This window comes from Blautia sp. AM23-13AC (assembly GCF_003435675.1).
Lineage (GTDB): Bacteria > Bacillota > Clostridia > Lachnospirales > Lachnospiraceae > Fusicatenibacter > Fusicatenibacter saccharivorans.
Genome location: NZ_QTUL01000008.1, coordinates 23,023 through 45,005 on the forward strand (window position 1 = coordinate 23,023; position 21,983 = coordinate 45,005).

General features: G+C 49.7%; 19 protein-coding genes and 1 tRNA gene. 4 read left to right on the forward strand and 16 right to left on the reverse strand.

From position 1 onward, the window contains the following. Window positions 1–107: 107 nt before the first annotated feature. The 9 genes from DW642_RS10065 to DW642_RS10105 all read right to left on the reverse strand — a co-directional run bounded on the left by DW642_RS10065 (window position 108) and on the right by DW642_RS10105 (window position 8,795). On the reverse strand, window positions 108–731 hold the full coding sequence (locus DW642_RS10065; protein WP_022461683.1) for a V-type ATP synthase subunit D: 624 nt from the start codon (window positions 729–731) through the stop codon (window positions 108–110). Window positions 732–751: 20 nt separating this feature from the next. Then, the gene (locus DW642_RS10070; RefSeq protein ID WP_022461684.1) at window positions 752–2,176 is read right to left on the reverse strand and encodes a V-type ATP synthase subunit B; all 1,425 of its coding nucleotides are present in this window, start codon (window positions 2,174–2,176) and stop codon (window positions 752–754) included. Window positions 2,177–2,190: 14 nt separating this feature from the next. Further along, window positions 2,191–3,957 (reverse strand): V-type ATP synthase subunit A, encoded by a 1,767-nt coding sequence (locus DW642_RS10075; RefSeq protein ID WP_022461685.1) that lies wholly within the window; start codon window positions 3,955–3,957, stop codon window positions 2,191–2,193. Beyond that, a complete protein-coding gene (locus DW642_RS10080) occupies window positions 3,950–4,537 on the reverse strand; it encodes a V-type ATP synthase subunit E (RefSeq protein ID WP_158555012.1) in 588 nt (195 codons plus the stop codon). Before DW642_RS10080 ends, DW642_RS10075 begins: the two co-directional genes overlap by 8 nt. Before the next feature lie 22 nt (window positions 4,538–4,559). Continuing rightward, entirely contained in the window at window positions 4,560–4,868 is a 309-nt protein-coding gene (locus DW642_RS10085; RefSeq protein ID WP_055220228.1) for a V-type ATP synthase subunit F, read from the reverse strand. 50 nt (window positions 4,869–4,918) lie between these two features. Next, complete coding sequence (locus DW642_RS10090; protein ID WP_022461688.1) at window positions 4,919–5,353, reverse strand: ATP synthase subunit C; 435 nt, start codon at window positions 5,351–5,353, stop codon at window positions 4,919–4,921. 127 nt (window positions 5,354–5,480) lie between these two features. Further along, the gene (locus DW642_RS10095) at window positions 5,481–7,427 is read right to left on the reverse strand and encodes a V-type ATP synthase subunit I (RefSeq protein WP_308054128.1); all 1,947 of its coding nucleotides are present in this window, start codon (window positions 7,425–7,427) and stop codon (window positions 5,481–5,483) included. A gap of 11 nt (window positions 7,428–7,438) precedes the next feature. Further along, the gene (locus DW642_RS10100; protein WP_022461690.1) at window positions 7,439–8,479 is read right to left on the reverse strand and encodes a V0D/AC39 family V-type ATPase subunit; all 1,041 of its coding nucleotides are present in this window, start codon (window positions 8,477–8,479) and stop codon (window positions 7,439–7,441) included. A gap of 4 nt (window positions 8,480–8,483) precedes the next feature. Beyond that, window positions 8,484–8,795 carry a hypothetical protein gene (locus DW642_RS10105; RefSeq protein WP_022461691.1) on the reverse strand — a complete coding sequence of 104 codons (312 nt, stop codon included), beginning with the start codon at window positions 8,793–8,795 and terminating at the stop codon, window positions 8,484–8,486. A gap of 414 nt (window positions 8,796–9,209) precedes the next feature. Between DW642_RS10105 and trmB the strand changes: the two genes are divergently transcribed. After that, the gene (gene trmB, locus DW642_RS10110) at window positions 9,210–9,860 is read left to right on the forward strand and encodes a tRNA (guanosine(46)-N7)-methyltransferase TrmB (RefSeq protein ID WP_117510098.1); all 651 of its coding nucleotides are present in this window, start codon (window positions 9,210–9,212) and stop codon (window positions 9,858–9,860) included. Between the two features lie 211 nt (window positions 9,861–10,071). Here trmB and DW642_RS10115 read toward each other — a convergent pair. Further along, window positions 10,072–10,144 (reverse strand) — tRNA-Lys (locus DW642_RS10115). 210 nt (window positions 10,145–10,354) lie between these two features. Further along, window positions 10,355–10,504 carry a hypothetical protein gene (locus DW642_RS15865; protein WP_158555013.1) on the reverse strand — a complete coding sequence of 50 codons (150 nt, stop codon included), beginning with the start codon at window positions 10,502–10,504 and terminating at the stop codon, window positions 10,355–10,357. A 185-nt stretch (window positions 10,505–10,689) separates the two neighbouring features. On the opposite strand from DW642_RS15865, the gene DW642_RS10120 reads away from it, so the two are divergent. Next, window positions 10,690–12,057, forward strand: a complete 1,368-nt coding sequence (locus DW642_RS10120; protein ID WP_117510099.1) for an MATE family efflux transporter — start codon at window positions 10,690–10,692, stop codon at window positions 12,055–12,057. 97 nt (window positions 12,058–12,154) lie between these two features. Here DW642_RS10120 and nrdD read toward each other — a convergent pair whose 3' ends face one another. Together nrdD and dapF are read right to left on the reverse strand one after the other, a co-directional pair. Beyond that, complete coding sequence (nrdD, locus tag DW642_RS10125; RefSeq protein ID WP_117510100.1) at window positions 12,155–14,290, reverse strand: anaerobic ribonucleoside-triphosphate reductase; 2,136 nt, start codon at window positions 14,288–14,290, stop codon at window positions 12,155–12,157. A gap of 171 nt (window positions 14,291–14,461) precedes the next feature. Then, the gene (dapF, locus tag DW642_RS10130; RefSeq protein WP_117510101.1) at window positions 14,462–15,310 is read right to left on the reverse strand and encodes a diaminopimelate epimerase; all 849 of its coding nucleotides are present in this window, start codon (window positions 15,308–15,310) and stop codon (window positions 14,462–14,464) included. A gap of 205 nt (window positions 15,311–15,515) precedes the next feature. On the opposite strand from dapF, the gene DW642_RS10135 reads away from it, so the two are divergent. Then, window positions 15,516–16,841, forward strand: coding sequence for a hypothetical protein (locus tag DW642_RS10135; RefSeq protein WP_117510102.1), 1,326 nt, complete (start codon window positions 15,516–15,518; stop codon window positions 16,839–16,841). A gap of 59 nt (window positions 16,842–16,900) precedes the next feature. Then, entirely contained in the window at window positions 16,901–17,821 is a 921-nt protein-coding gene (gene trxB / locus DW642_RS10140) for a thioredoxin-disulfide reductase (RefSeq protein WP_117510103.1), read from the forward strand. A gap of 573 nt (window positions 17,822–18,394) precedes the next feature. Here trxB and DW642_RS10145 read toward each other — a convergent pair. Genes DW642_RS10145 through DW642_RS10155 form a run of 3 tightly spaced genes read right to left on the reverse strand, consistent with a single transcriptional unit; the run spans window position 18,395 to window position 21,936 of the window. Next, window positions 18,395–19,492 (reverse strand): ABC transporter ATP-binding protein, encoded by a 1,098-nt coding sequence (locus DW642_RS10145; protein WP_117510104.1) that lies wholly within the window; start codon window positions 19,490–19,492, stop codon window positions 18,395–18,397. A gap of 6 nt (window positions 19,493–19,498) precedes the next feature. Beyond that, window positions 19,499–20,560, reverse strand: coding sequence for a FecCD family ABC transporter permease (locus DW642_RS10150; protein WP_242991167.1), 1,062 nt, complete (start codon window positions 20,558–20,560; stop codon window positions 19,499–19,501). Window positions 20,561–20,571: 11 nt separating this feature from the next. Next, the gene (locus DW642_RS10155) at window positions 20,572–21,936 is read right to left on the reverse strand and encodes an ABC transporter substrate-binding protein (RefSeq protein WP_242991168.1); all 1,365 of its coding nucleotides are present in this window, start codon (window positions 21,934–21,936) and stop codon (window positions 20,572–20,574) included. Window positions 21,937–21,983 lie beyond the last annotated feature (47 nt).

Here is a 21,983-nt window from a genome sequence, read left to right on the forward strand (position 1 = left end):
GTGCAGCCAAAAACATATTTTTTGCATGACACATAAAAACCCGCCCGGCACCGCAAATCTCTTCGCGGCCCAAGCGGGTTTTTCATCTCTATTCCGGGAAAGCCTTATCAGCTTGCCTTGTTCTTTCTCTGTTTGATGACCTTCAGTCGTGTGAACTCCTCGCGCTCCTTCTCCTCCAGTGCGTCCGCGATATCCTTGGACAGCTGGGTGTAATGCGGAATCGTGATGTTCTTCAGCGCGTTGGCACGCTTCTGTGTTTTCTTGATTGCCGCAGCAAGGCGGTACGCCGAGTTCTCTATCATGGAAAGGTTTAAGGTCAGGTCTTTTACTTTTTCAAAGGCCTGTCTTGCCTGATCCAGGGACTCCTTCGTGCTGTAGTAAGCATAAGTCGGGGCCTGTCCGGACGGATCAGCCTCTACCAGCGGAATTTCCACGCCCATGATACTCCTTGTCTTGATCCGGATAGATTCCTCCACCGGAACGGTATAGGACACGGTCTGTACGTTGGTGATACCGATCTCCATGTTCGCAATCTGCAGCGCCGCATATGCTTCGCGGAACGTCACATCAATCTGACGCTGAATATCCTTTGCCTCATCGATCAGGCCCATGAGCTCGCGGATCAGAATATTCCGCTTCTTGTCCATCAGCTCGTAACCCATGTGGGCAAGTTTCAGAGAGTTCTTTGCAAGAATCAGGTTTCCCTTGGTAGGAAAGGTATTCGGGTCCATTCCGATCTCACTCCTCTCGCTTACTCATTCATGGCATCGGCTTCTGCCTTTGCTTTTGCTACTGCATCAATGGTGGTCGGATGATAATACTGATCCAGAACCTTGGTGTTGACACGGTCGAGCTCTTCTCTCGGAAGCAGTCCAAGAAGCTCCCATGCCTTGTTCAGCGTATCTTCCATGGAACGGTTTTCATCCATTCCCTGGCCGATGAATTCATGCTCGAATTCATTACCGAATACCAGGTACTGTTTATCGATCGGAGAAAGCTCATCCTCACCGATAACGGATGCCAGGGAACGCGCATCTCCTACCTTTGCATAGCAGGAGAACAGCTGGTTCGCTACGTCCTGATGATCGGCTCTTGTGTAGCCCTCACCGATACCATCCTTCATCAGACGGGAAAGACTCGGCAGTACGCTGATTGGCGGGTAAATAGACTGGCCGTGAAGCTGACGGTCCAGTACGATCTGACCCTCGGTGATGTAACCGGTCAGGTCAGGGATCGGGTGCGTGATATCATCGTTTGGCATGGTCAGGATCGGAATCTGTGTTACGGATCCCTCTACACCCTGTACGATTCCGGCGCGCTCATACAGCGTAGCCAGCTCACTGTACAGGTATCCAGGATAACCTTTACGGGAAGGAATCTCTCCACGGGAGGAGGAAACCTCACGCATAGCCTCGCAGAAGGATGTGATATCGGTCAGGATAACCAGGATATGCATGCCTTTCTCGAATGCAAGGTACTCGGCAGCTGTCAGCGCTACCTTCGGAGTGATCAGACGCTCTACAACCGGGTCGTTTGCCAGGTTCAGGAACATAACAACGTGGTCAGATACACCGCTTTCCTCAAAGGTCCGGCGGAAGAACTCTGCTACGTCGTATTTAACACCCATAGCGGCAAATACGATTGCAAACTTCTCATCAGAATCTCCAAGGGATGCCTGCTGTACGATCTGTGCTGCCAGCTGGTCGTGCGGAAGTCCGTTTCCGGAGAAGATTGGCAGCTTCTGGCCACGAATCAGGGTAGTCAGACCGTCGATTGCAGAAATACCGGTATGGATATAGTTTCTTGGGTATTTACGGGTAACCGGGTTCAGCGGCAGGCCGTTGACGTTTCTTCTTACCTCTGCGTCAATTGGTCCCATGCGGTCGATCGGTTTTCCGATACCGTCGAAGGTACGTCCAAGGATTTCTTCGGAAAGTCCGATCTCCATCGGATGTCCGGTCAGACGGGTATGGGTATTGGTAAGAGACATGCTCGAAGTTCCCTCAAATACCTGAATAACGGCTTTGTCTTCGTATACAGCAACGATACGTCCCAGTTTTTTCTCATTGCCGTCTACGGTAAATTCTACGATTTCCTCGTAGGAAGCATTTTTTACACCTTCCAGAACAACCAGAGGGCCATTGACCTCACTAAGGCCTAAATATTCAATTGCCATGATGAATTCCCTCCTTAACCATTCTTCTCGAGTACCTTATCGTAGAAGGTGTCGATATCTTTTTTGTATGTGTCAAACAGATCCAGACGGTCATTCGGTACATCGTATTTAATAGAAACGACGCGGTCGAAGATCTTGTCCTCTTTCAGTACGGACATTGGCATGCCCATCGTCACGAGCGCTTTGGATTTCTTGTACAGATAAAGAATAACTTCCATCATCTTGTACTGTTTTTCCAGAGATACGCAGGTGTCATCCGGATGGAATGCGTTCTGCTGCAGGAAGCCCAGTCGAATAACTCTGGCGATTTCCAGGGTCAGCTTCTGGTCATCCGGAAGAACATCGCTACCGATCAGTTTTACAATTTCCATCAGGGAGCTCTCGGAGTTCAGGATTCCCATTAACTGGTTCCGCATATCTACAAAGTTTTTGTTTACGTGATCTTTGTACCACGGCGACAGATCCTGCAGGTATTCACTGTAGCTGGTCAGCCAGTGGATCGCCGGGAAATGACGGGCGTAAGCCAGAGATTTGTCCAGTCCCCAGAAGCAGCGGACGAAACGTTTGGTGTTCATGGTAACAGGCTCGGAGAAGTCACCACCCTGCGGAGATACGGCTCCGATGATGGATACGCTTCCCTCTGCGCCGCAAAGGGTCTGCATCATGCCGGCACGCTCATAGAAAGCGGACAGACGGGATGCCAGGTATGCCGGGAAACCTTCCTCGGCAGGCATTTCCTCCAGACGGCCGGACAGCTCACGGAGTGCCTCTGCCCAACGGGATGTAGAGTCTGCCATGATTGCTACATCATAGCCCATATCGCGGTAATACTCAGCCAGTGTCAGTCCGGAATACAGAGATGCCTCACGGGCTGCAACAGGCATGTTGGATGTGTTGGCGATCAGGGTGGTACGATCCATCAGCGGGTTGCCGCTCTTCGGGTCGATCAGTTCCTGGAACTCCTCCAGAACCTGTGTCATCTCGTTTCCACGCTCTCCACATCCGATATAGATGATGATATCGGCATCAGACCATTTTGCGATCTGGTGCTGGGTCATGGTTTTTCCGGTACCGAATCCGCCAGGGATGGCTGCTGTGCCGCCTTTTGCGATCGGGAACATCGTATCCAGGATACGCTGTCCTGTGATCAGCGGAACGGATGCCGGATATCTTTTCAGGGTTGGACGCGGTACACGGATCGGCCATTTCTGTGCCAGTGTGATCTCTTTTTCGGTGCCGTCTTCCAGTTTCAGTTTTACAATCGGGTCAAGGATGGTATACTTTCCGTCTTTGGCAGCCCAGATAACCGTGCCGTTGACATCCGGCGGAACCATCGATTTGTGAACGATGGAACGGGTTTCCTGTGTTTCTGCAATGATTGCGCCGCCCATCAGCTCTTCGCCTTCCGAAACAGTTACATGGACATCCCATTTTTTCTCTGTATCCAGAGAATCTACGGTAAGGCCGCGGCTGATGTATTTACCGGACTGCTTTGCAATCTCGGACAGCGGACGCTCAATACCGTCAAAAATGTTGTTCAGGATTCCAGGTCCCAATGTAACAGAGAGGGCATCTCCGGATGCGGTAACTGTTTCGCCTGGTTTCAGTCCTGTGGTTTCCTCGAAAACCTGTACTGTAGTGGTATCCTTTGTCAGGGCAATAACCTCGCCGACCAGACGTTCTTTACCAACGTAAACCATCTCGGACATTTTAAATCCGGTGTTTCCTTTCAGATATACGACCGGACCGTTGATTCCATAGATAACTCCGGTTTTATTCATGCTCTACACCTCCGTGAAAGATGAAATTCTCCCGCTCTTCGTTCAGAAGGGTCTCGAAGGAATTATCGATCAGAATATTTTTCTCCGGAATGACCGCGCGCACGCCGCCAAGGAACGGCATGGCCGAAATGGTAAGGGTTACGGAGAGTTTCTGCTCCAGGGAAGCCTTATGAGCTTCGTCTGACGGATCCAGATATAAGGTCAGTTTGTCATTTCCGGCAAACGTAACGGCTTCACGGATTTTGCGCTCCAGATACTCCTCATAGGATGGATCCTTTTTATAAGCGGTAAGTTTTTCACGAACTTCTTTAAACAGTTTTTCTTTTAATTCCAGATTTTTACGGGACAGCTTCCGTCTGATATGAAGCTGATCCGCTGACAGTGTCTTATTGACATCACGTTTTGCTTTCTCGGTCTCGGCAGCAATTTCTTCTTCTGCCTGACGTCTTGCAGTTGCTTTATGCTCCTCGAAGATCTTATCCAGAGCTTTCTGGTGATCGCCGATCACACGTTCTGCTTCACGGTTTGCACTGTCCAGGGAATGATTATAAAAATTCTGAAGTTTCTCCTCAGTAGTCAATTGTGTCACCTCCAGGGCATTCTTACAGTTTTAATCCAATAGATTCATTTACAAAGGAAGTGATAAAGTCCGGCGCTCTTCCGGTACCGTGACGGTCCGGAATTTCAATGAGCAGCGGAAGCTTATGGTTGAGGCGGACATCCTCCAGAATGTCCGGGAATTCCTTCCCGAACTTTTCTGTAAGGAGAATAATTCCGATCTCTTTGTCTGCCAGTGTTTTCTGCAGTGTATCATAAAGCTCCTCGCGCTCATGAACGACAACGCCTTCCACTCCGGCCAGGCGCATGCCCGTCTGAGTGTCTACGTTATCACTGATCAAGAACATTTTCATTTATGATTCCTCCAACTTAAGGTGAAGATCAATACCTTCCGGTTTTGGAATCAAAGTTTACCAAGAATCATGAAGGAGATGATCAGACCATACAGAGCGATACCTTCGGCCATAGCTACGAAGATCATGGATTTACCAAAGATGCTGCCGTCTTCGCTGATTGCTCCAAGAGCTGCGCTTGCGGAAGATGCAACGGCGATACCGGAACCAATACCGGAAAGACCTGTAACAAGAGCTGCACCGATGTAACCAAGACCGGTTGCAAGACCAGCGCCTGCTTCTGTTGCAGCAGATGCAGTTGTTGCGCCTGCGAAGGAAACAACGGTTGCGATCAGCAGAAGGCCGAAGAAGCCGCTTACATTGGCTGCCAGAGATTTTTTGTAACGATTTTTGTTGTGCTCACCTTTGAAGTAATAAGTCATAGGAACAACGATGGTTAATACCATTGCGATTGCAGTAAGTACCTGTACAAATGCTGAGTTCATAATAGTTTTCCTCCTGAAGTTAATTCATTAAATTTACTCTTTGCTGCGATCCGGAGCCATTTTCACTTTTTCCCGATACAGCTTCCCGCCATATTCACTTCCATTTCGCATGGCTCTGAATCCTCTTTTATTTCTCGCCTTTTTTCAAAAACGGAACAAACGGTTTTCCGTCTCCTTCATAGAACCGGCTGAACATCTCGTAATACTCCAGACGCAGTACCTGGATCGCTACCAGCAGTGCCTCAAGGCAGGCAACGAAGACATTTCCGAGAACAATAACCGGCCAGCTGATGCTGCCGCCGCCTGTTGCTCCGCCGAGCATCAGGACAACCTCCATCATAGCCGCATGGCTGACTGCATATGCGCCGACACGGACAAAGGAAATTGTGTTGGAGAAGTAGCTCAAAAGCACATCGAAGAGTTCGAAGAATGCCTGTACAAAGAACATTCCCTTTCCAGTCTCCGGAAATGCATTGCCCTTCTTCTCTACCATACGCTCCAGTGGCTCTTTTAAGAAGATCGCAAGAAGCGGAATACCGAACATGACTACCATCACGCCGACAGCCGGAGCTTTATGGCCGCTGAACAGGAGAACGAGTGTAACGGCAAGGGCTCCGTAGAAAATGAAGCCTGCCAGGGAGTTCTGGCTGAACAGAAGCTCGCCGAGCTTATGGTTTCTTGCTGCATTAATCATATGCAGAACCATTCCTGTCAGAATCATGAACATACCAAATGCAACCGCTGCGACAAATACGGTGTTCATCGAACCGATGAACGGAAGCGTTGTCATCGCTTCCTTCGGATGCAGCCAGAGGGCCGGTATGACATTCTCAAATCCGAAGAAGCTGCCGAACAAGAATCCGAAGATCACAGAGAATACCGCGCAGGTACTCATGATCGCTGCCAGATCCATCTTCTTGTAGTGGTACAGCAGTGCGCCGCCAATCAGCAGACACAATCCCTGTCCTACATCGGCAAACATGATTCCGAAAATAAAGGCATAGGTGAGTCCTACGATAATCGTAGGGTCAATTTCATTGTAATTTGGCAGTCCGTACATCTTCACGTACATCTCAAACGGACGGAAGATTTTCGGGTTTTTCAGCTTTGTCGGCGGCTGACGCAGAACGTTGTTTGCATCATCCTCGATGAAGCAGAAGAGATTTGTGTCGTTTTCGATGTCCTTCTGGAAGGAAGCGGCATCTTTTTCCGACATCCAGCCGCACAGAATATAGAAGGTTTCCTTCTTGGATTTTGTGCAGGCTGCCAGGCGACGGACATCAAAGTTGCCGGAGAGCTGCTCTAACTGCTCTTTTGCTGCAACCAGATCCTCTGCGGAATCCGAAAGGCATTTTGCCAGTTTCCGTGAGCACTCGCTGAGTGCATCGTCTGTCTTTTTGATTTCTGCCTGAAGTGCTGCGTAAGCATCCTCCGGCGTTCCGCTGTACTCGTCCGGAACGTAGATTCTTTCGAAGTGCAGGGATGAGAATACGGCGTCCACTTTCGTGACCTGATCTCTCGGGCAGAAGTAAATGCCCCATACATACTGCTCATCGGAATGGCAGCGGTAGAATACCGTATCGCTGTTCTCATAGCAGTAGCTCTCAAACTTGTTGTAATACTCTTTTGTGATCTTTCCGAATCTGAATTTGATAAAGTGGAAATCCAGAATGGAGGAAAGATTGCAGTGCAGATCCTGGAACGGCTCGATTTTCTGTGCTTTTTCCATCAAGTCTTTCTTTTTTGCTTCCAGTTCTGTACGCTCCTGGTTCAACTGGCCAAGGGTGTGATCCAAACCATGGACACAGTTGATGGCATCTTCCAGGGAAAGTCTTTTCGTGGTGGTACGCTTGTCTTCCGGCAGAAGTGCTGTAAAATCTTCCGCCTGTTTTAAGGTCTCTTTGTATGGGTTGATCTGGATATACGGTGTGATATTCTGCATCGTAGACAGCTCCGTCAGCGCGTTTTCCAGATGTATCTCATATTTTGAGAGATAAGTGTTGACCACACGGTCAATGTCGGCTTTCGGCCCGGTGATGCTCAAAAATTTCATCTTGACAATCAATGAGTACACCTCCCCGTGTATTAAGTTTTTGCGATATGCTGCATTGCCTCGTCAGCGCTGATACGGTAACGTACGCACTCGAGTGCAATAATAAGCCGGTTTACCTCGTGCTCTTTGTGATAGAGGTATGAGTATATGGTGGCAACGGAATAAGGATCCTGTCTGGATTCACTGGAAAGTATGTGCTTCATAATGGCTGCATACATGGATTCCAGCGTATCGACTTTGAAGGAATCATACCGTTTCGCATAATAGGTTTGTTCCAGCAGCTGGGAAAATGCACTCATATTCTCGGCTTCTACCAGTGCCTTTACCACATCCTTTTTCAGCCGGTGATGAACCGGAATCAGCAGGGCGTAGATTTGTGCGCTGGTCATGTGATAATAGCGTTTGGAACGGTAGATCCACTGAAGGTTCAGCATGTCAAACTTGCTTCCCCATGCAGCGGTCAGCTCTTCCAGATCCCGCTTTGTCACTACTTTTGATCTGTCTTTCCACATCTGTGCAAAGTAATACAGATCCAGGGTCATCTCATAGTCGAACAGGGTCGGACGCTCGATATCCGCGAGCTGCGACAGCGGGGCATAATATTCTGTCCCTTTCAGGTTCGCAATCAGTTCTTCGATCGTCCTGGAGGACGCCAGAAGATTGATGTCCAGCTGGGAATGCTTGTTAAAGAACTCGTCGAATATGGACAGGTTCAATACCACATCACGGTGATCAAATACCGTGTTCAGGCATTCTTTGATAACGGACACTTCGTATCGTTTAAAGTAGAGCGCAAGGAACTTTCTCTGCTCCACATTTGCAAAACGGTACAGCTTGGAAAAATCCCGGTATACCGTCAGGCGCAGCATTTTCTCGATCTGACCTCGGTGAAGGTCAGCTTCGTTGTAGCCCTCAAACAGATCCTCATAGCCTTTATGCTGCTTGAGGTAAGAAACTGCCTGCGGTACACTCTCCAGTTCCACGATTTCCCGAAAATTCTGGTCGTTTAAAAGATGGCTCTGCATGGCTCTTATCTTTGTGGTAAGGCCGCTGTAGGATAATAGACCGCTCATCGTTTCACTTCCTTATAATGTTTTCGTAAATCTGCGTGGACAGTGTTCCGTGATTCTGTTCGTAATAAGCGTCCAGTGAAGATAGAAGTTCGGCGGCAGAGTCCCGCTGCTTTTTCTGATCCGCATCTGTAGTAGAATGAAGTTTTGTTGTGATCTCTTCAATCCGCTTTGCCGTTTCCGCTTCCAGATCTGCATCGAATTTTGCAATCCGCTCTTCCTGCTGCTCGTCCTGGAGCTTCTTCTGATTCTCGGCAGCCTGCATAATCTTAGTAGCAGCCGTTTCGATCTCTGCAAGTTTGTTAATTACAGATTCCATAGCATCGCTTTCCCTCCTTATTTATTTAAAAGACAACAAAGACGAGGAAAACTCCCCGCATCTTTGCTGTTAGTATTCTACACCTTTTTTTCCAAAGTTGACATATTGAAATCGTAAAAAAAAGTGGGATTTCGATCGACTTTTTGATTAAAAATAGACAATGGGTCATATTTTTTCTTCCAATCTCAATAGCCAAAAGATGGTCCCTCATATGATTTCGATATGGATCCAATCCGATTGTCATATTGCTGATAAGAAATGCTATGTGCAGGTTGATATTGTATATAGTATTTTGAAAACTTCGAAAATTTGAAAACGGGATTTTTCTGTTTTGCTTTTTCGGGAGCTATGATATACTGGATATGATTGGCTTTTATTCTAATATTTATCACTTAAGAAAGGAATTTTACGCATATGCGCCTTAGAAATATCAGAGGATCAAAAGATGTGATTGCTTCCTGTCCGTTCGTTGTGCAGGAGCCGGAGAGCTGCCGGGGACGGTGGGCTGAAATTTTTGGAAATGAAAATCCGATTCATATTGAGGTCGGTATGGGAAAGGGCCGCTTTTTGATGGATATGGCGGTTCTGCATCCGGAAATCAACTACGTCGGCATTGAAATGTACGACAGCGTGCTGCTCCGCGCAGTACAGAAACGGGAAAAACTGGAGACGGAAATCAAAAACCTGTTTTTCATCCGCATGGATGCACGCCAGCTTCCGGAAGTGTTTGCTGAGGGCGAGGTAAACCGCATTTACCTCAACTTCTCCGATCCGTGGCCGAAGGACCGCCATGCGAAGCGGAGACTGACGTCACATGAGTTTCTTGCACGGTACGAGAAGATTTTAAAGAAGGACGGAACACTGGAATTCAAAACCGATAATAAAGATCTGTTTGACTTCTCTCTTGAAGAGATGAAAAATGCAGAGGGATGGGAACTCACTGCATTCACATACGATCTGCACCACGATGTGGTTCTCTCAGAGGGAAATGTAATGACGGAATATGAGGAGAAGTTTTCCTCAATTGGAAACCCGATCTGTAAGATGGAGGCACGGTTTCTGTAGCGGAATGCTTTCGCAAATGATTTGATTCCCATCCAAAATACAAACCGGCAGCAGAACGGTCTCTTGAAAAGTAAGACCGCTCCGCTGCCGGTTTTTCTCTGTTTCTATCGCAATGTAAAAAAGTTGATACACAGACTTTTGGTATTTTGCTTGTAAAACAAGAAAAACACCGTCCCCGCAGCTCTCAGGTCTGCAAAAACAGTGCTTTCGATGCGCCTTCAGGGACTCGAACCCTGGACAAATAGATTAAGAGTCTACTGCTCTACCAACTGAGCTAAAGGCGCTTACTTTTGTTTTTCTGTGTTTCATTGGATGATCCACTCGCTGAACACAAATAAGATTATAAAGGATTCTGCCGAAAAAAGCAACCTTTTTTTCACTGTTTCTTTACTTTTGTTAAAAACAGCGAAAACAGGTCTTATAATTCTATTAAATTTCACAATTTTTTCGTATATTTCCGTTTGTTTCGATGACGGCTCCAATGGCAGCCGAACCTACTTCCGTTTCTTATCTTTCTTTTTCAAAAGCTTCTCCAGCTCCTGCATGGATTTCTGGATTTTATAAAGACAGCCGCTGCCGGCATATTTATTCTGATAGCAGAAATCCTGGAGTTTCTGCTGAAGGAAACATGATTTTCTGATCAAACTTCTTCTCCGCTTTCCGGCGTACCGGACACGGGCACCGGAAAAGTTCTTTTTCTTCTATATTATACAGGGAATGTCAACATTGACCAGAAAATAGCTTGTTTTAGCCATTGTTTTCCCATTTTCTTTCCGTTATAATACAGCAGAATACCATCTAATATCACTTACTATTTTGGGGGAATTTTATGAAAACACGAATGAATTTCAAGGATGAGTTTTACCAGAAATTAAAGCTCCTCGTCCTCCCGATTGCGATTCAGAACTTTATGCTGGCTCTCGTCAGCGCGACGGACGCAATCATGCTGGGATGGATTGACCAGACCTCGCTGTCGGCGGTTTCGCTGGCCGGACAGGTGCAGTTTGTTTTGAGCCTTTTTATCTCAGGCATCGCGGCGGGCGCCGGTATTATGGCAGCGCAGTACTGGGGGAAACAGGATGCCGCTTCGATCGAAAAAGTGATTCCGATCGCACTTCGCACCAACCTGCTGTTCTCCGGCCTGTTTACCATCCTTGCCGGTTTCTGTCCCGAAATGCTGATGCGCATCTTTACAAATGATGCGGCCCTGGTTGCAAGCGGAAGCCAGTATTTACGCGCTGTTGCACTCTCCTACGTACTCTGCGGTATTTCGCAGGTCTATCTGATCCTGCTGAAAAACACCGGTCATGCAGCAGTCAGCTCCCGCATCAGTTCCACTGCGGTTGTACTGAACATCATTTTAAATGCCATCCTCATCTACGGTCTTTGCGGTGCTCCGGCACTTGGGATCCGCGGAGCAGCTTATGCAACGGTAGCTGCCCGCGTTGTGGAACTGATCTGGGCTTATCTCGAGACAAAGAAACCGGAGCGTGTACGGATTCTCTGGAACCGCCTCTTCTCTTCCGCAGGGAAAATACTTTCAGAAGACTTCTGGCGCTACACGCTTCCCGTGCTTGCGGCCTCCCTCGTCTGGGGAATTGCCTACGTTCTGTACTCCGTTATCATGGGCCACATGGGAAGCGATGCTGTTGCAGCAAACTCGATTACCTCGATTGCAAAGAGCCTCCTCTCCTGCCTGATCCGCGGTGTGAGCGGCGGTGCCGGTGTTCTGATCGGAAACCTGCTCGGTGCAGATGAACTCGAGAAAGCACGCGAATACGGCGGCCGCCTGACGCATCTTGCAATTGCCATCGGCGTTGTGACCGGCGGTCTTCTGATGTTGATCTCTCCTGCAATCGTCCACTTCGCTCCGCTTACCGATACCGCGGCAGAATATCTGCAGTACATGCTTCTCTTCTGCGGTCTGAACTTGATGGCACAGTCGGTCAACACCACCGTTCTCGACGGCATCTTCTGTGCCGGCGGCGATGCAAAATTCGATATGCAGGGAAATATCGGCGCGATGTGGTGCTTTTCCGTACCGCTTGGCTTCCTCGCCGCGTTCTGGCTGAAGCTGCCGGTCATGGTTGTCTACTGTATCGTAAACCTCGATGAGATCGTGAAACTGCCTGCGGTTTATCTTCATTATAAAAAATACGTCTGGGTACGCAACATCACCCGCGATATCGAAGAATAATTACCGAACTATAAAATCCCCTGCGGAAAATCCAAACCGAATGGATTTCCCGCAGGGGATTTCGTTCTTTTATCGTATTACAAATATCGCAATGATTTTACATGGATTTTCTTTCTGCAATTTCTGCCATCTTCGCCTCGTTCAGACGGGTGTCGCCATGGACACGGCTGTAGGAAAGATAGCCGTTCATACGGTCGATCTTTGTCAGGTTCTTGGAACCGCAGACCGGGCAGACATCCATGTCGAGTTCCTGGTGGCCGCAGTCATCGCAGTAAGCCAGGGACAGGTTGACGCCCTCGTAGTAGCCAAGCTCCATCGCACGCTCGATCAGTGTCTTGATCGCGCCTTTGTTGTAGCCGACCGGATAGCGCACGTACTGGATTTTTCCGCCGTTGCAGAGCTCCCAGAAACGTCCCTCGAGATCCTGTTTCTGGATCGGGGTAATGTCCTCGGTTACGTGGCAGTGGAAACTGTTGCTCACATACGGGCGGTCCGAAACGTTGCGGACGATGCCGTACTGTTTGCGGAACTGCTCTATCTGCAGGCCGCACAGGGATTCTGCCGGTGTGCCGTAGATCGCATAGAGGATGCCGTCCTCTTTCTTAAACTCGGCAACCTTGTCGTTGATATATTTCAGCGTGTCGAGTGCGAACTGTCCGTCCTCAACAAGAGATTTTCCGTTGTACAGCTCCTGCAGCTCGTTCAGCGCCGTGATACCGAACGATGCGGTCATCGGCTTTAACAGCGGGCGGATCTTGTCGGACGGTTTTAAGTGGCCGCCGTAGAAACCTCCCTCACAGTAAGCCAGCGGGTTCGTAGATGCACGCATCTCGCCGAGGTAATCGTAGGTCCGTTTGTGCAGATCGCGGATCATCTCGAGGTAGAAGTCGAGCACTTCGTGGAAATCGCGGTTCTCGGAACGGGATTTTGCCAGGATCATCGGAAGATGAAGGGAAACGGCTCCGATGTTGAAACGTCCGACAAAGACCGGTTTGTCGTTCTCATCTGCCGGCTCCATGCCTCCGCGCTCGTACCACGGGCTAAGGAAAGCACGGCATCCCATCGGGCTGATGACTCTCTTGTATTTCTTGTACATCTCGGCGATGTAGCCCTCGCCGCTCATCGACAGCCAGTCCGGATACATGGTTTTAGAGGAACAGTCAAGTCCTGCCTCAAAGACATCTTCTGCGATGCCGCCCTCTCCGTGAATTGCCTTGTCATATAAGAAGACGATTTTCGGGAAGAGCACCGGCTTTTTGTGGCCTTTCCTGCCCTGTCCGTTTTTGTGGACCTCGAGAAGGGAGATGGAAATCATCTTCTCGAACATGCTCGTTCCAAGGCCGAGGGTCACGGTAACGAACGGATAATCACCGCGGGAAGATCCAACAGTGTTCAGTTTATACTCAATTCCCTGCCATCCCTGATCGCACTCTCTTCTTACTTTGTCGATCGCATACTCGATGGCTTTCTCCTGTGCACCCTCCCAGGATGCGTCGGTATATTTCAGGAACTCTTTTACGTAGTAATCGTAGCTCTTCTGTGCGTACGGAGCAAGGATCTTGTCCACCTCCGGCACGGTAAAGCCGCCGTACTGCTGTGCAGCGGTGCTGAGGACGATATCGCCCATGACATCAAATGCGGTGTCGAGTGTCTTCGGCTCGTTGTACCAGACATTTCCCATCTCGAAACCGCCTTTTAAAACGTTTCCGACATCGAACAGACAGCAGTTCATGGTATCGAGACGTGCGGACTGGTCGTGGATGTAGATGTAACCGTCCTTACAGGCCTGCAGCTCGTTGCGGTTCATGAAGAACTTGCGGTACAGCTCTTTGTTCAGCTCGTTGAAAATCAGGCTTCGCTTCGTTGCAACGAGGGCGCTGTCGGTGTTGGCATTGCTCTTGTCGCCGATGTAGCGGATGGACTGGCTCTTCGTGTAGACCTCGTCCATCATATGGATAAAATCAGTTTTGTAATTGCGGTAATCGCGGTAGCTTTTTGCCACAGCCGGGTTTACTTTTTCGAGTGCTCCCTCCACGATATTGTGCATATCGCTGATCGGAATTTCGGTCTTTCCAAGGGAATATACGTGCTCGGTTGCGAACTTACAGATAAAGTCAATCTCCTGCTGTGAGAAGGTATACAGGATTCTCTGTGCGGATTTATTTACGGCACGGACGATCTTCTGCGCGTCGAATTCTTCTTTGGTGCCGTCCTTTTTGATAATATAAACCATTGTGGTGTCCTCCAAATCAAACACTATATCTTGTGTGTCCCCCACCCTTTTCTTGTAGCGGGCACCACATATTGTAGCATGTTTCTTTTGAAAAGAAAAGGCATTTCCTGTAAGTTTTTATTTTCAGAATATTGCATACTGCTCTTTCGTGCAGACAGAAATCTGCATTTTTCAAATTCGTTCTGCAAGCGTTCCTTCAAAAACGGTCTCGGCCGGGCCGGTCAGAAGGACCTTATTTTTCGTCCGGTCCCATGTAACGAAAAGCCTGCCGCCGCGCAGTTCTACGGCAGTTTCTCCCTCCGAAACACAGCCGGAAAGCATCGCCGCGACGGCTGCCGCACACGCTCCCGTTCCGCAGGACAGCGTTTCACCGCTCCCACGTTCCCAGACTCTCATTTTTATTGTGTGTTGATCTAAAGTCTGGATAAACTCTGTATTGATACGGTCCGGGAAGCAGGAAAGGTGTTCAAAAGCGGAACCGGTCTTTGCAATGGATATTTTTTCCACATCTTCCACCGGAATCACCGCATGCGGATTTCCCATCGAAAGGCAGGTCATCGTATAATTTTCCCCGCACACGGTAATTTTATGCTCCAGCACATATTCCCCCAGAGAAACAACGGGGATCTGTGCGGCGCGGAATTCCGGCGTTCCCATCTCCACTGTCACCTGACAGATCTCATTTGGATTCTCCCCCGTCTGCAGATGAATCACACGGTTTCCGCTGCCGGTTTCGATAGTCAGCGTCGTTTTTCTCGTCAGCCCATGCTCGTACACGTATTTTCCCACACAGCGGATGCCGTTGCCGCACATCGCGCCCTTCGAGCCGTCGGCGTTGTACATTTCCATCGAAAAATCTGCTGTTTTGGATGCCCCGATCAGAATCAGCCCGTCCGCGCCGATGCCGAAATGGCGGTCACTTACCGCTTTTGCCAGCCGTCCCGGACTCTCCACCCGCTCCTCCATGGCATTTACATAGATATAATCATTTCCGCAGCCCTGCATTTTTGTAAAACGCATACACAGCCTCCTCCCAGACTTCTGCCCTTTCCAGTTCCTTACTAAATATGTATTCCGTACCGCGCTTTTGAAAAACCATTTTTCTCAAATCCGCTTCAGACATTGGAAAACGAAGCGGAATGTGATAGAATAGGGGGAACTGATATCGTTACTTACATGAAGTAACTCTCAAATATTTTTAACCATTTATTATGAGGAGGTTTTGATGAAAAAATACCGTTGGGTTTTAACAGCAGTATTTGCCGCTTTCCTCGTGGGAACGAGCGGCTGCGGAAAGAAAACAGAAACGATTCCGATCACAACCATCAGTCAGAGTACCGACGATGACGACCCCAAAGACAATCTGGCGGCCTCCGGCGATTCCGATGAGATTCCGGAATACGATGTGGATCTCTCGAAGAACCTGAACAGTTTTCAGCTTGCCATCTGGGGCGATACATACGAAATTCCGGAATCCTACGCGGATTTTACAGCGCTTGGCTGGGTCTACAGCGGCGACGACACAAAGGAAATCCAGCCGGAATCCTTCTCAGAGGGCGAAAGCTTTGAAAAGGACGGAAACCAGATTACCGTCGATATTGCCAATCCGGACACCACGGCAAAGCCAGTGGCGGAATGCCTGATCGGAGGCATTCACATCGATACCTCGACCGCTGAGGGCCAGAATATCTATGTCGGCCTGCCGAACGGCGTCACCCTGCAGCAGTCGCTGATGGAGGATGTGGAAAGCATCTACGGTGCGCCAAAGGACCGTTATGAGGCCGATACCTCTGTGCAGTTCACGTATGAGTACGGGCTGTACCAGACGATCACGCTCGGCTTCGATAACGAAACGGGAATTCTGTATTCCCTCGATATGCAGAACTTTACGACCACGGCTGATGCAGAAGCGCTCGATGGTGTCAGCGATGCCACAACACCGGAAGTGGAGGCCTACCAGGCACCGGAAGCCGACAGCAGTAAAATCAACGACTGGACCGTCCGCTTTGACGATGTACTCTATCATCTTCCCGTTCCGGTCAGTGAACTTCTGGACCACGACTGGACCGTCAATACGAAAGAGTCCGATACGGCCGTTTTAAACGGAAAATACGGCTACGTCACGCTGGAAAAGGGCAGTCAGAAACTTTACTGCACCGTACATAATTACGGCGCGGAGGCGACGACAGTGCGCAACTGTTTCGTTACTTCGCTGTACGGCGATCTCGATACGACAAAGATTCCGATTTCAATCACAAACGGCATCACGCTCGGCACTTCCGAGAGCGATTTTCTGGCGAAGGCAGGGGATGCCAAATCAGAAAAAACGGAAAAAGAGGATAGTAACCTGACACTCTACACATTCTATAGTGATGACGAAAAGCTGGACTACACTGAAATCGGCATCGACAACGATCTGAAGCTGGTACGCAGCATCAAGGTGGTTCACAACCAGCCGGAAGCGCCGGAAGAAGAAGCCAAAAAAACTTCCGCGGAAGATTCATCTTCCGTTTCCGACAGTCAGGAACCGTCCGAAACACCGGCTCCGTAACGATACTTTCAGAAAAATGGCTGCATGGCAGCTTACTACAGACGAAAACGAGGATTTTTATGGAAAACTTATACGACGTTATCATCATCGGCTCCGGCCCGGCGGGTCTTTCTGCCGCGATTTATGCGAAACGCGCAAAGCTCTCCTCTCTTACGATTGAGGCAAACTTTGCAAGCGGCGGCCAGGTGCTGAATACCTATGAAGTAGACAACTATCCCGGCCTTCCGGGCATCAGCGGCATGGATCTCGGAAGCACGCTGCGCGCACACGCTGAAAAAATGGGCGCGGAATTTTCCCGCGAGCGTGTGAAGGAGCTTGTTCTTGACGAAGAGATCAAGATTGTCCGCACGAGAAAAAATGAGTATCATGCCAAAACGGTCATTCTTGCAACCGGTGCGGAGCACCGCGCGTTAAATGTACCTGGTGAAAAGGAGCTCTCCGGCATGGGCGTCTCTTACTGTGCAACGTGTGACGGCGCATTTTTCAAAGACAAAACCGTTGCCGTTATCGGCGGCGGCGATGTCGCCGTGGAGGATGCGATTTTCCTTGCCAGAACGTGCAAAAAGGTTTACGTGATCCACCGCCGCGATGAACTGCGGGCAGCCGGTGTTCTCCAGGATGCACTGCTGGCACTGCCGAATGTGGAAATGGTGTGGGATACGGTTGTGGATTCCATCGAAGGAAACGAGATGGTGTCCGGCGTGAAGGTAACGAACAAAAAGGCAGGGGAAGCCGGTGTGATCACGGTAGACGGCGTGTTTATTGCCGTCGGCATCGTTCCGGTCTCCGCACTGATCGCAGGCATCGTAGAAACCGATGAGGCTGGCTACATCAAAGCCGGCGAAGACGGTGTGACGAGCGTGCCGGGCGTGTTCGCCGCAGGCGATGTCCGCACGAAGCAGCTCCGTCAGATCATCACTGCAGCCGCCGACGGCGCGAACTGTGTGACTTCGGTAGAGAAATATCTGATCAGCCACTGATGGCTTCTTTCGAATAGAATACGGCAAAAGCAGGCATTCTTCGTATTGTACGGAGAACTGCCTGCTTTTTTCTGTTTTTCCGTAGTTTCTGAAATCTGAAAAACCTTTCATGTCAGTCGTGTAAAACTTTAAAACCTCTTTTTGTCGAAATTGCACAAAGAAACCGGGTTTTTTCCACACGGGCCAATTTTATAAACATCTCGTCCACAAGTTATCCACATGGTTAACCACCGAAAACATGCCTAAAAACAAGTTATACACCGAGTTATCCACATTATCCACGAAAAACGGTGTGGAAAGCATGTGTTTAAATCTTGCGAAATCAGAACGCGTGTTTTGGTCATAACAGAGAAAACCGTTATTTCGCCAAAAGATTTTATAAAGCACTTGACTTTTTAAGTGTCAATCTCTGTTGGTTTTTGACTTGAATTGTGTGAATTTTTCGTACAATTTAATATTACATTTTTCGTGTTCTTTTGCTGTTTTTACAATGGCTGCAAAAAGAAAATCTCCTGTTCGGAAAACGATTGTTTCGTTCCCAGACAGGAGATTTTGATTGGATTTTTCTTTGTTTTACTCTGCCAGCTTTCCAAGCCGCTTTGCTTCTGCCCTCAGCTCTTCGATCCGGCGGTTGCACATGCCCACCGGGACGCCGGTGTCGATGACACGTTCACAGCTCTTCATCAGCTCGCAGGCGCGGGCAAATGCCTCGTCGCTGATCTCCTGGAACGGTGCTTCGGTTACCGTCTCCATCGCCAGAATGCGGGCGAGCTGGTAATCGATATCGTTCGTATACAGGACGCCTGCCGCAAACGGGACATTTTCCTTCTGCAGTTTCCGGAACACCGGGATTCCCGTTCCGCCGCCTGCGAGGACAAAGACGCGCGGTGTTCCCTCCGGCCGCGGCAGCTCGATGCTTCCGAAGCACGGGTCAAACGAACCATTGTCAATCTCGTACAGTTCGCGGATGATATCCTCGCGGAAAATTGTCTCCGGTGCGCCGAAATGGGAAATAGCATCGCCCTTGACGCAGATGATCTTATCTGAAATTTTCTGTGCCAGATCGATCTCATGCAGCGACATGATGACGGTGATGCCCTTCTCCTTTGCCATGCGGCGCAGAATCGCGAGCAGTTCCAGCTTGTGGCGGATATCGAGGAAAGAAGTCGGCTCGTCGAGGATGATGACCTCCGGCTCCTGACAAATCGCACGCGCAAGAAGCACTCTCTGGCGCTGGCCGTCGCTGATGGCGTTGAAATCGCGGCCGCCGAGCTCTTCGGCATGAACGGCGCGCATCGCCTTCTCGACCTTCTCCTCATCCTCGCGGGTCAGCATGCCGAGCCGTCCGGTGTACGGATAGCGGCCCGTTGCCACGATATCGTGGCAGGTCATCAGCTCCGGCTTCATGCGCTCCGTCAGCACAACGGCCATCTTCGTGGACAACTCGCGGAACGAAAGCTCATGCAGGTTTTTCCCGTCAAACTCCACATTTCCGCCGACCAGCTTTAACTGGCGGGTGATGCTTTTCAGAATCGTTGATTTACCGGAACCGTTCGGTCCGATCAGCGTAACGATCTCGCCTTTTTCGATGCCGATGCAGATATCTTTGATCAGCGGCTTCTTATCATAGCCGACCGTCAGGTGGTCCAGATGAAAATAATATTCACTCATATTCTCTTACCCCCTTTTCCGGCGCAGCATCATGAAAATGACGACCGGCGCACCAAAGATCGATGTGACCGTACTGATGGACAGCTCCAGCGGTGCAAACGCCATACGCGCGATCAGGTCGCACATCATACAGAAGACGGCTCCGCCGAGGAACGTTCCCGGGATTACGACGAGCGGACGCGATGTGCCGAGGCTCTGTTTGACGAGGAACGGGACGGCAATGCCGACAAACGAAATCGGACCGGCAAATGCGGTGACGCATGCGGAGAGAATACTCGAAAGCAGAATCAGCGCGATGCGGAATACTTTGATGTTGACCCCCATGCTCTGCGCATACGCCTCACCGAGCTGGTATGCACCGATCGGTTTTGCCATCAGGAACGTAATGACAAAGGTGATGCCGATCACAGCCGCAGAGATCGCTACGTTGCTCCAGCTCATGCCGGAGAAGCTTCCCTGTGACCAGCCGTGGAGGTTGACGATATCGGAATCCTCCGCGAAGGTGACAACAAAATCCGTGACCGCCGAGCAGATGTAACCGATCATAATACCGCCGACGAGAAGTCCTGCCATATTTTTGATCCGCCGGGACATCAGCAGAATGAAGCCGACGGAGAGAAGGGATCCTAAGAATGCTGCAACAATCATCGTGTAAGATGTGATATTGCGCGCCCGCTCCAGATAAAAGATCATGGTCAGCGCCACGACCATTTTGGCTCCCGAGGAAATTCCAAGAACAAACGGACCGGCAATCGGGTTTTCAAAGAAAGTCTGTAAAAGGAAGCCCGACAGGGACAGAGCACCGCCTAGGATTGCCGCCATCAGAATACGCGGAAGGCGGATTTTCCAGATAATATTGTACGCTTTCCCCTCTCCGGTCCGCCGCAGCAGAATCCGGAAAATTTCCGGAATCGAAATATTTACGTTTCCGGAATTGATATTCAGCACGGTGATGGCGGCGAACGCCAGAATCAGCACCAGGAACACAGCGGCATACCGCGAACGGCGCCGGAAGTTTTCCATATGGAAACTGTTCTCTTTTCCTGTCATATTTTTTTTCTCTGACATACGTTCCTCCATCAGGATAATTTTCTTAAGAATACCATCTGATCCGGATCGCCGCCCGTTACCAGAAGGTTAATGTCGTTGGTAAACTGTGCAATTTTATCGGTTGCCTGATACATCGATTTCTCGGTTGTCCAGACGTTGCCCTCTTTGACTGCTTTGTAATCGGCAAACATGGAATCCTTTGCCAGCAGGTCGTCCAGGGTTTTGACGGTGGAATCGATGCTTGCGTTGTAGATCAGGTAGTCCGCATCTTCGGCCGTATCGTAGAACTGCTCCATCGTGATCGGCACGGATGTTTTTCCGCTGTCGTCCTGGAGATCACGGAAGGCGTTGCGCGCACCGCCAAGCTCGATCATGTTGGAAATATAGTCCTCCGGGTTCCGCACAACGGCAGCTCCGCTCGTATTAATATAGAAGAAAGCGACCGTTTTTTCGGTATTCTGGAAATCCTTCAGATTTTCCACAACACTTGCCTGATTTGCAAAGAAGTTGGCTGCCTCCTCCTCTTTGTCCAGCATGGCACCGTAGAGTTTGATCCATTCGGTTCTGCCAAGAGGCTGGGATTCGTAGCTGGAACGGTCGATGAAGACCGGAATATCGAGCATCTCGATCATCTCCTGTACCTTCGGGGAATGGAGGATCATCGTGGATTCAATGGCCAGATCACAGTTCTCACTGACCAGAAGTTCGTAATCCGGCTCACTGTATTTTCCGGCGAAGATCATCGTTCCGGCATTCATCGCGTCAACGGCATCCTGTACGTACCAGTTGTCTGCGGTTTCACCGGAGAGACGAATCGTATCGAGGGAGTCGATGGCATCGAACAGCGCCATCGGAGAGGTTGCTGCCATGTAGATGCGTTCCAGCGGCTGATGGATTACAATTACGTCGGAATCGAGGTCATCCGGCGCCTCTTTTCCGTCCGGGACGAGCAGATACTGCGCGCCGTCTTTGACATCGATCAGTTTATAGCCGTCTGTGCAGTAGTATACGTTAAAGCACTCCGCGTAATTCAGGACCATCTTGCTCTCGATGGTGATTCCGGTGATGTCCGGTGCGTCGCTGACATCGTCTGTCGTTGCGAAACCATCCGCGGATGCGGTATCACTCCCGGAGGTGCTGCTCGCAGCAGTGGTTTCGGAGGTACTTTCACTTTCAGCCGTACTTTCCGAGACGGATGTGCTCTCCGTCTGGCTTTCGGAAACGTCTGCTGTGGATGCTGTGGATGTGCTGCTCTCAGAAACTGCCGAAGTGCCCGACGCGGACGATGTGCTGCTTCCCGTTGATGCGGTGCTGCCGCAGGCCGTCAGTGACATCGCTGCTGCAAGAAAAAGTGCGGCCCATTTTTTCAGCTTTCTTTCGTTTTTTCCTGTCATTTGATATTCCTTTCTTAAAGAAAAAGCCGCTGCCATACGGCAGCAGC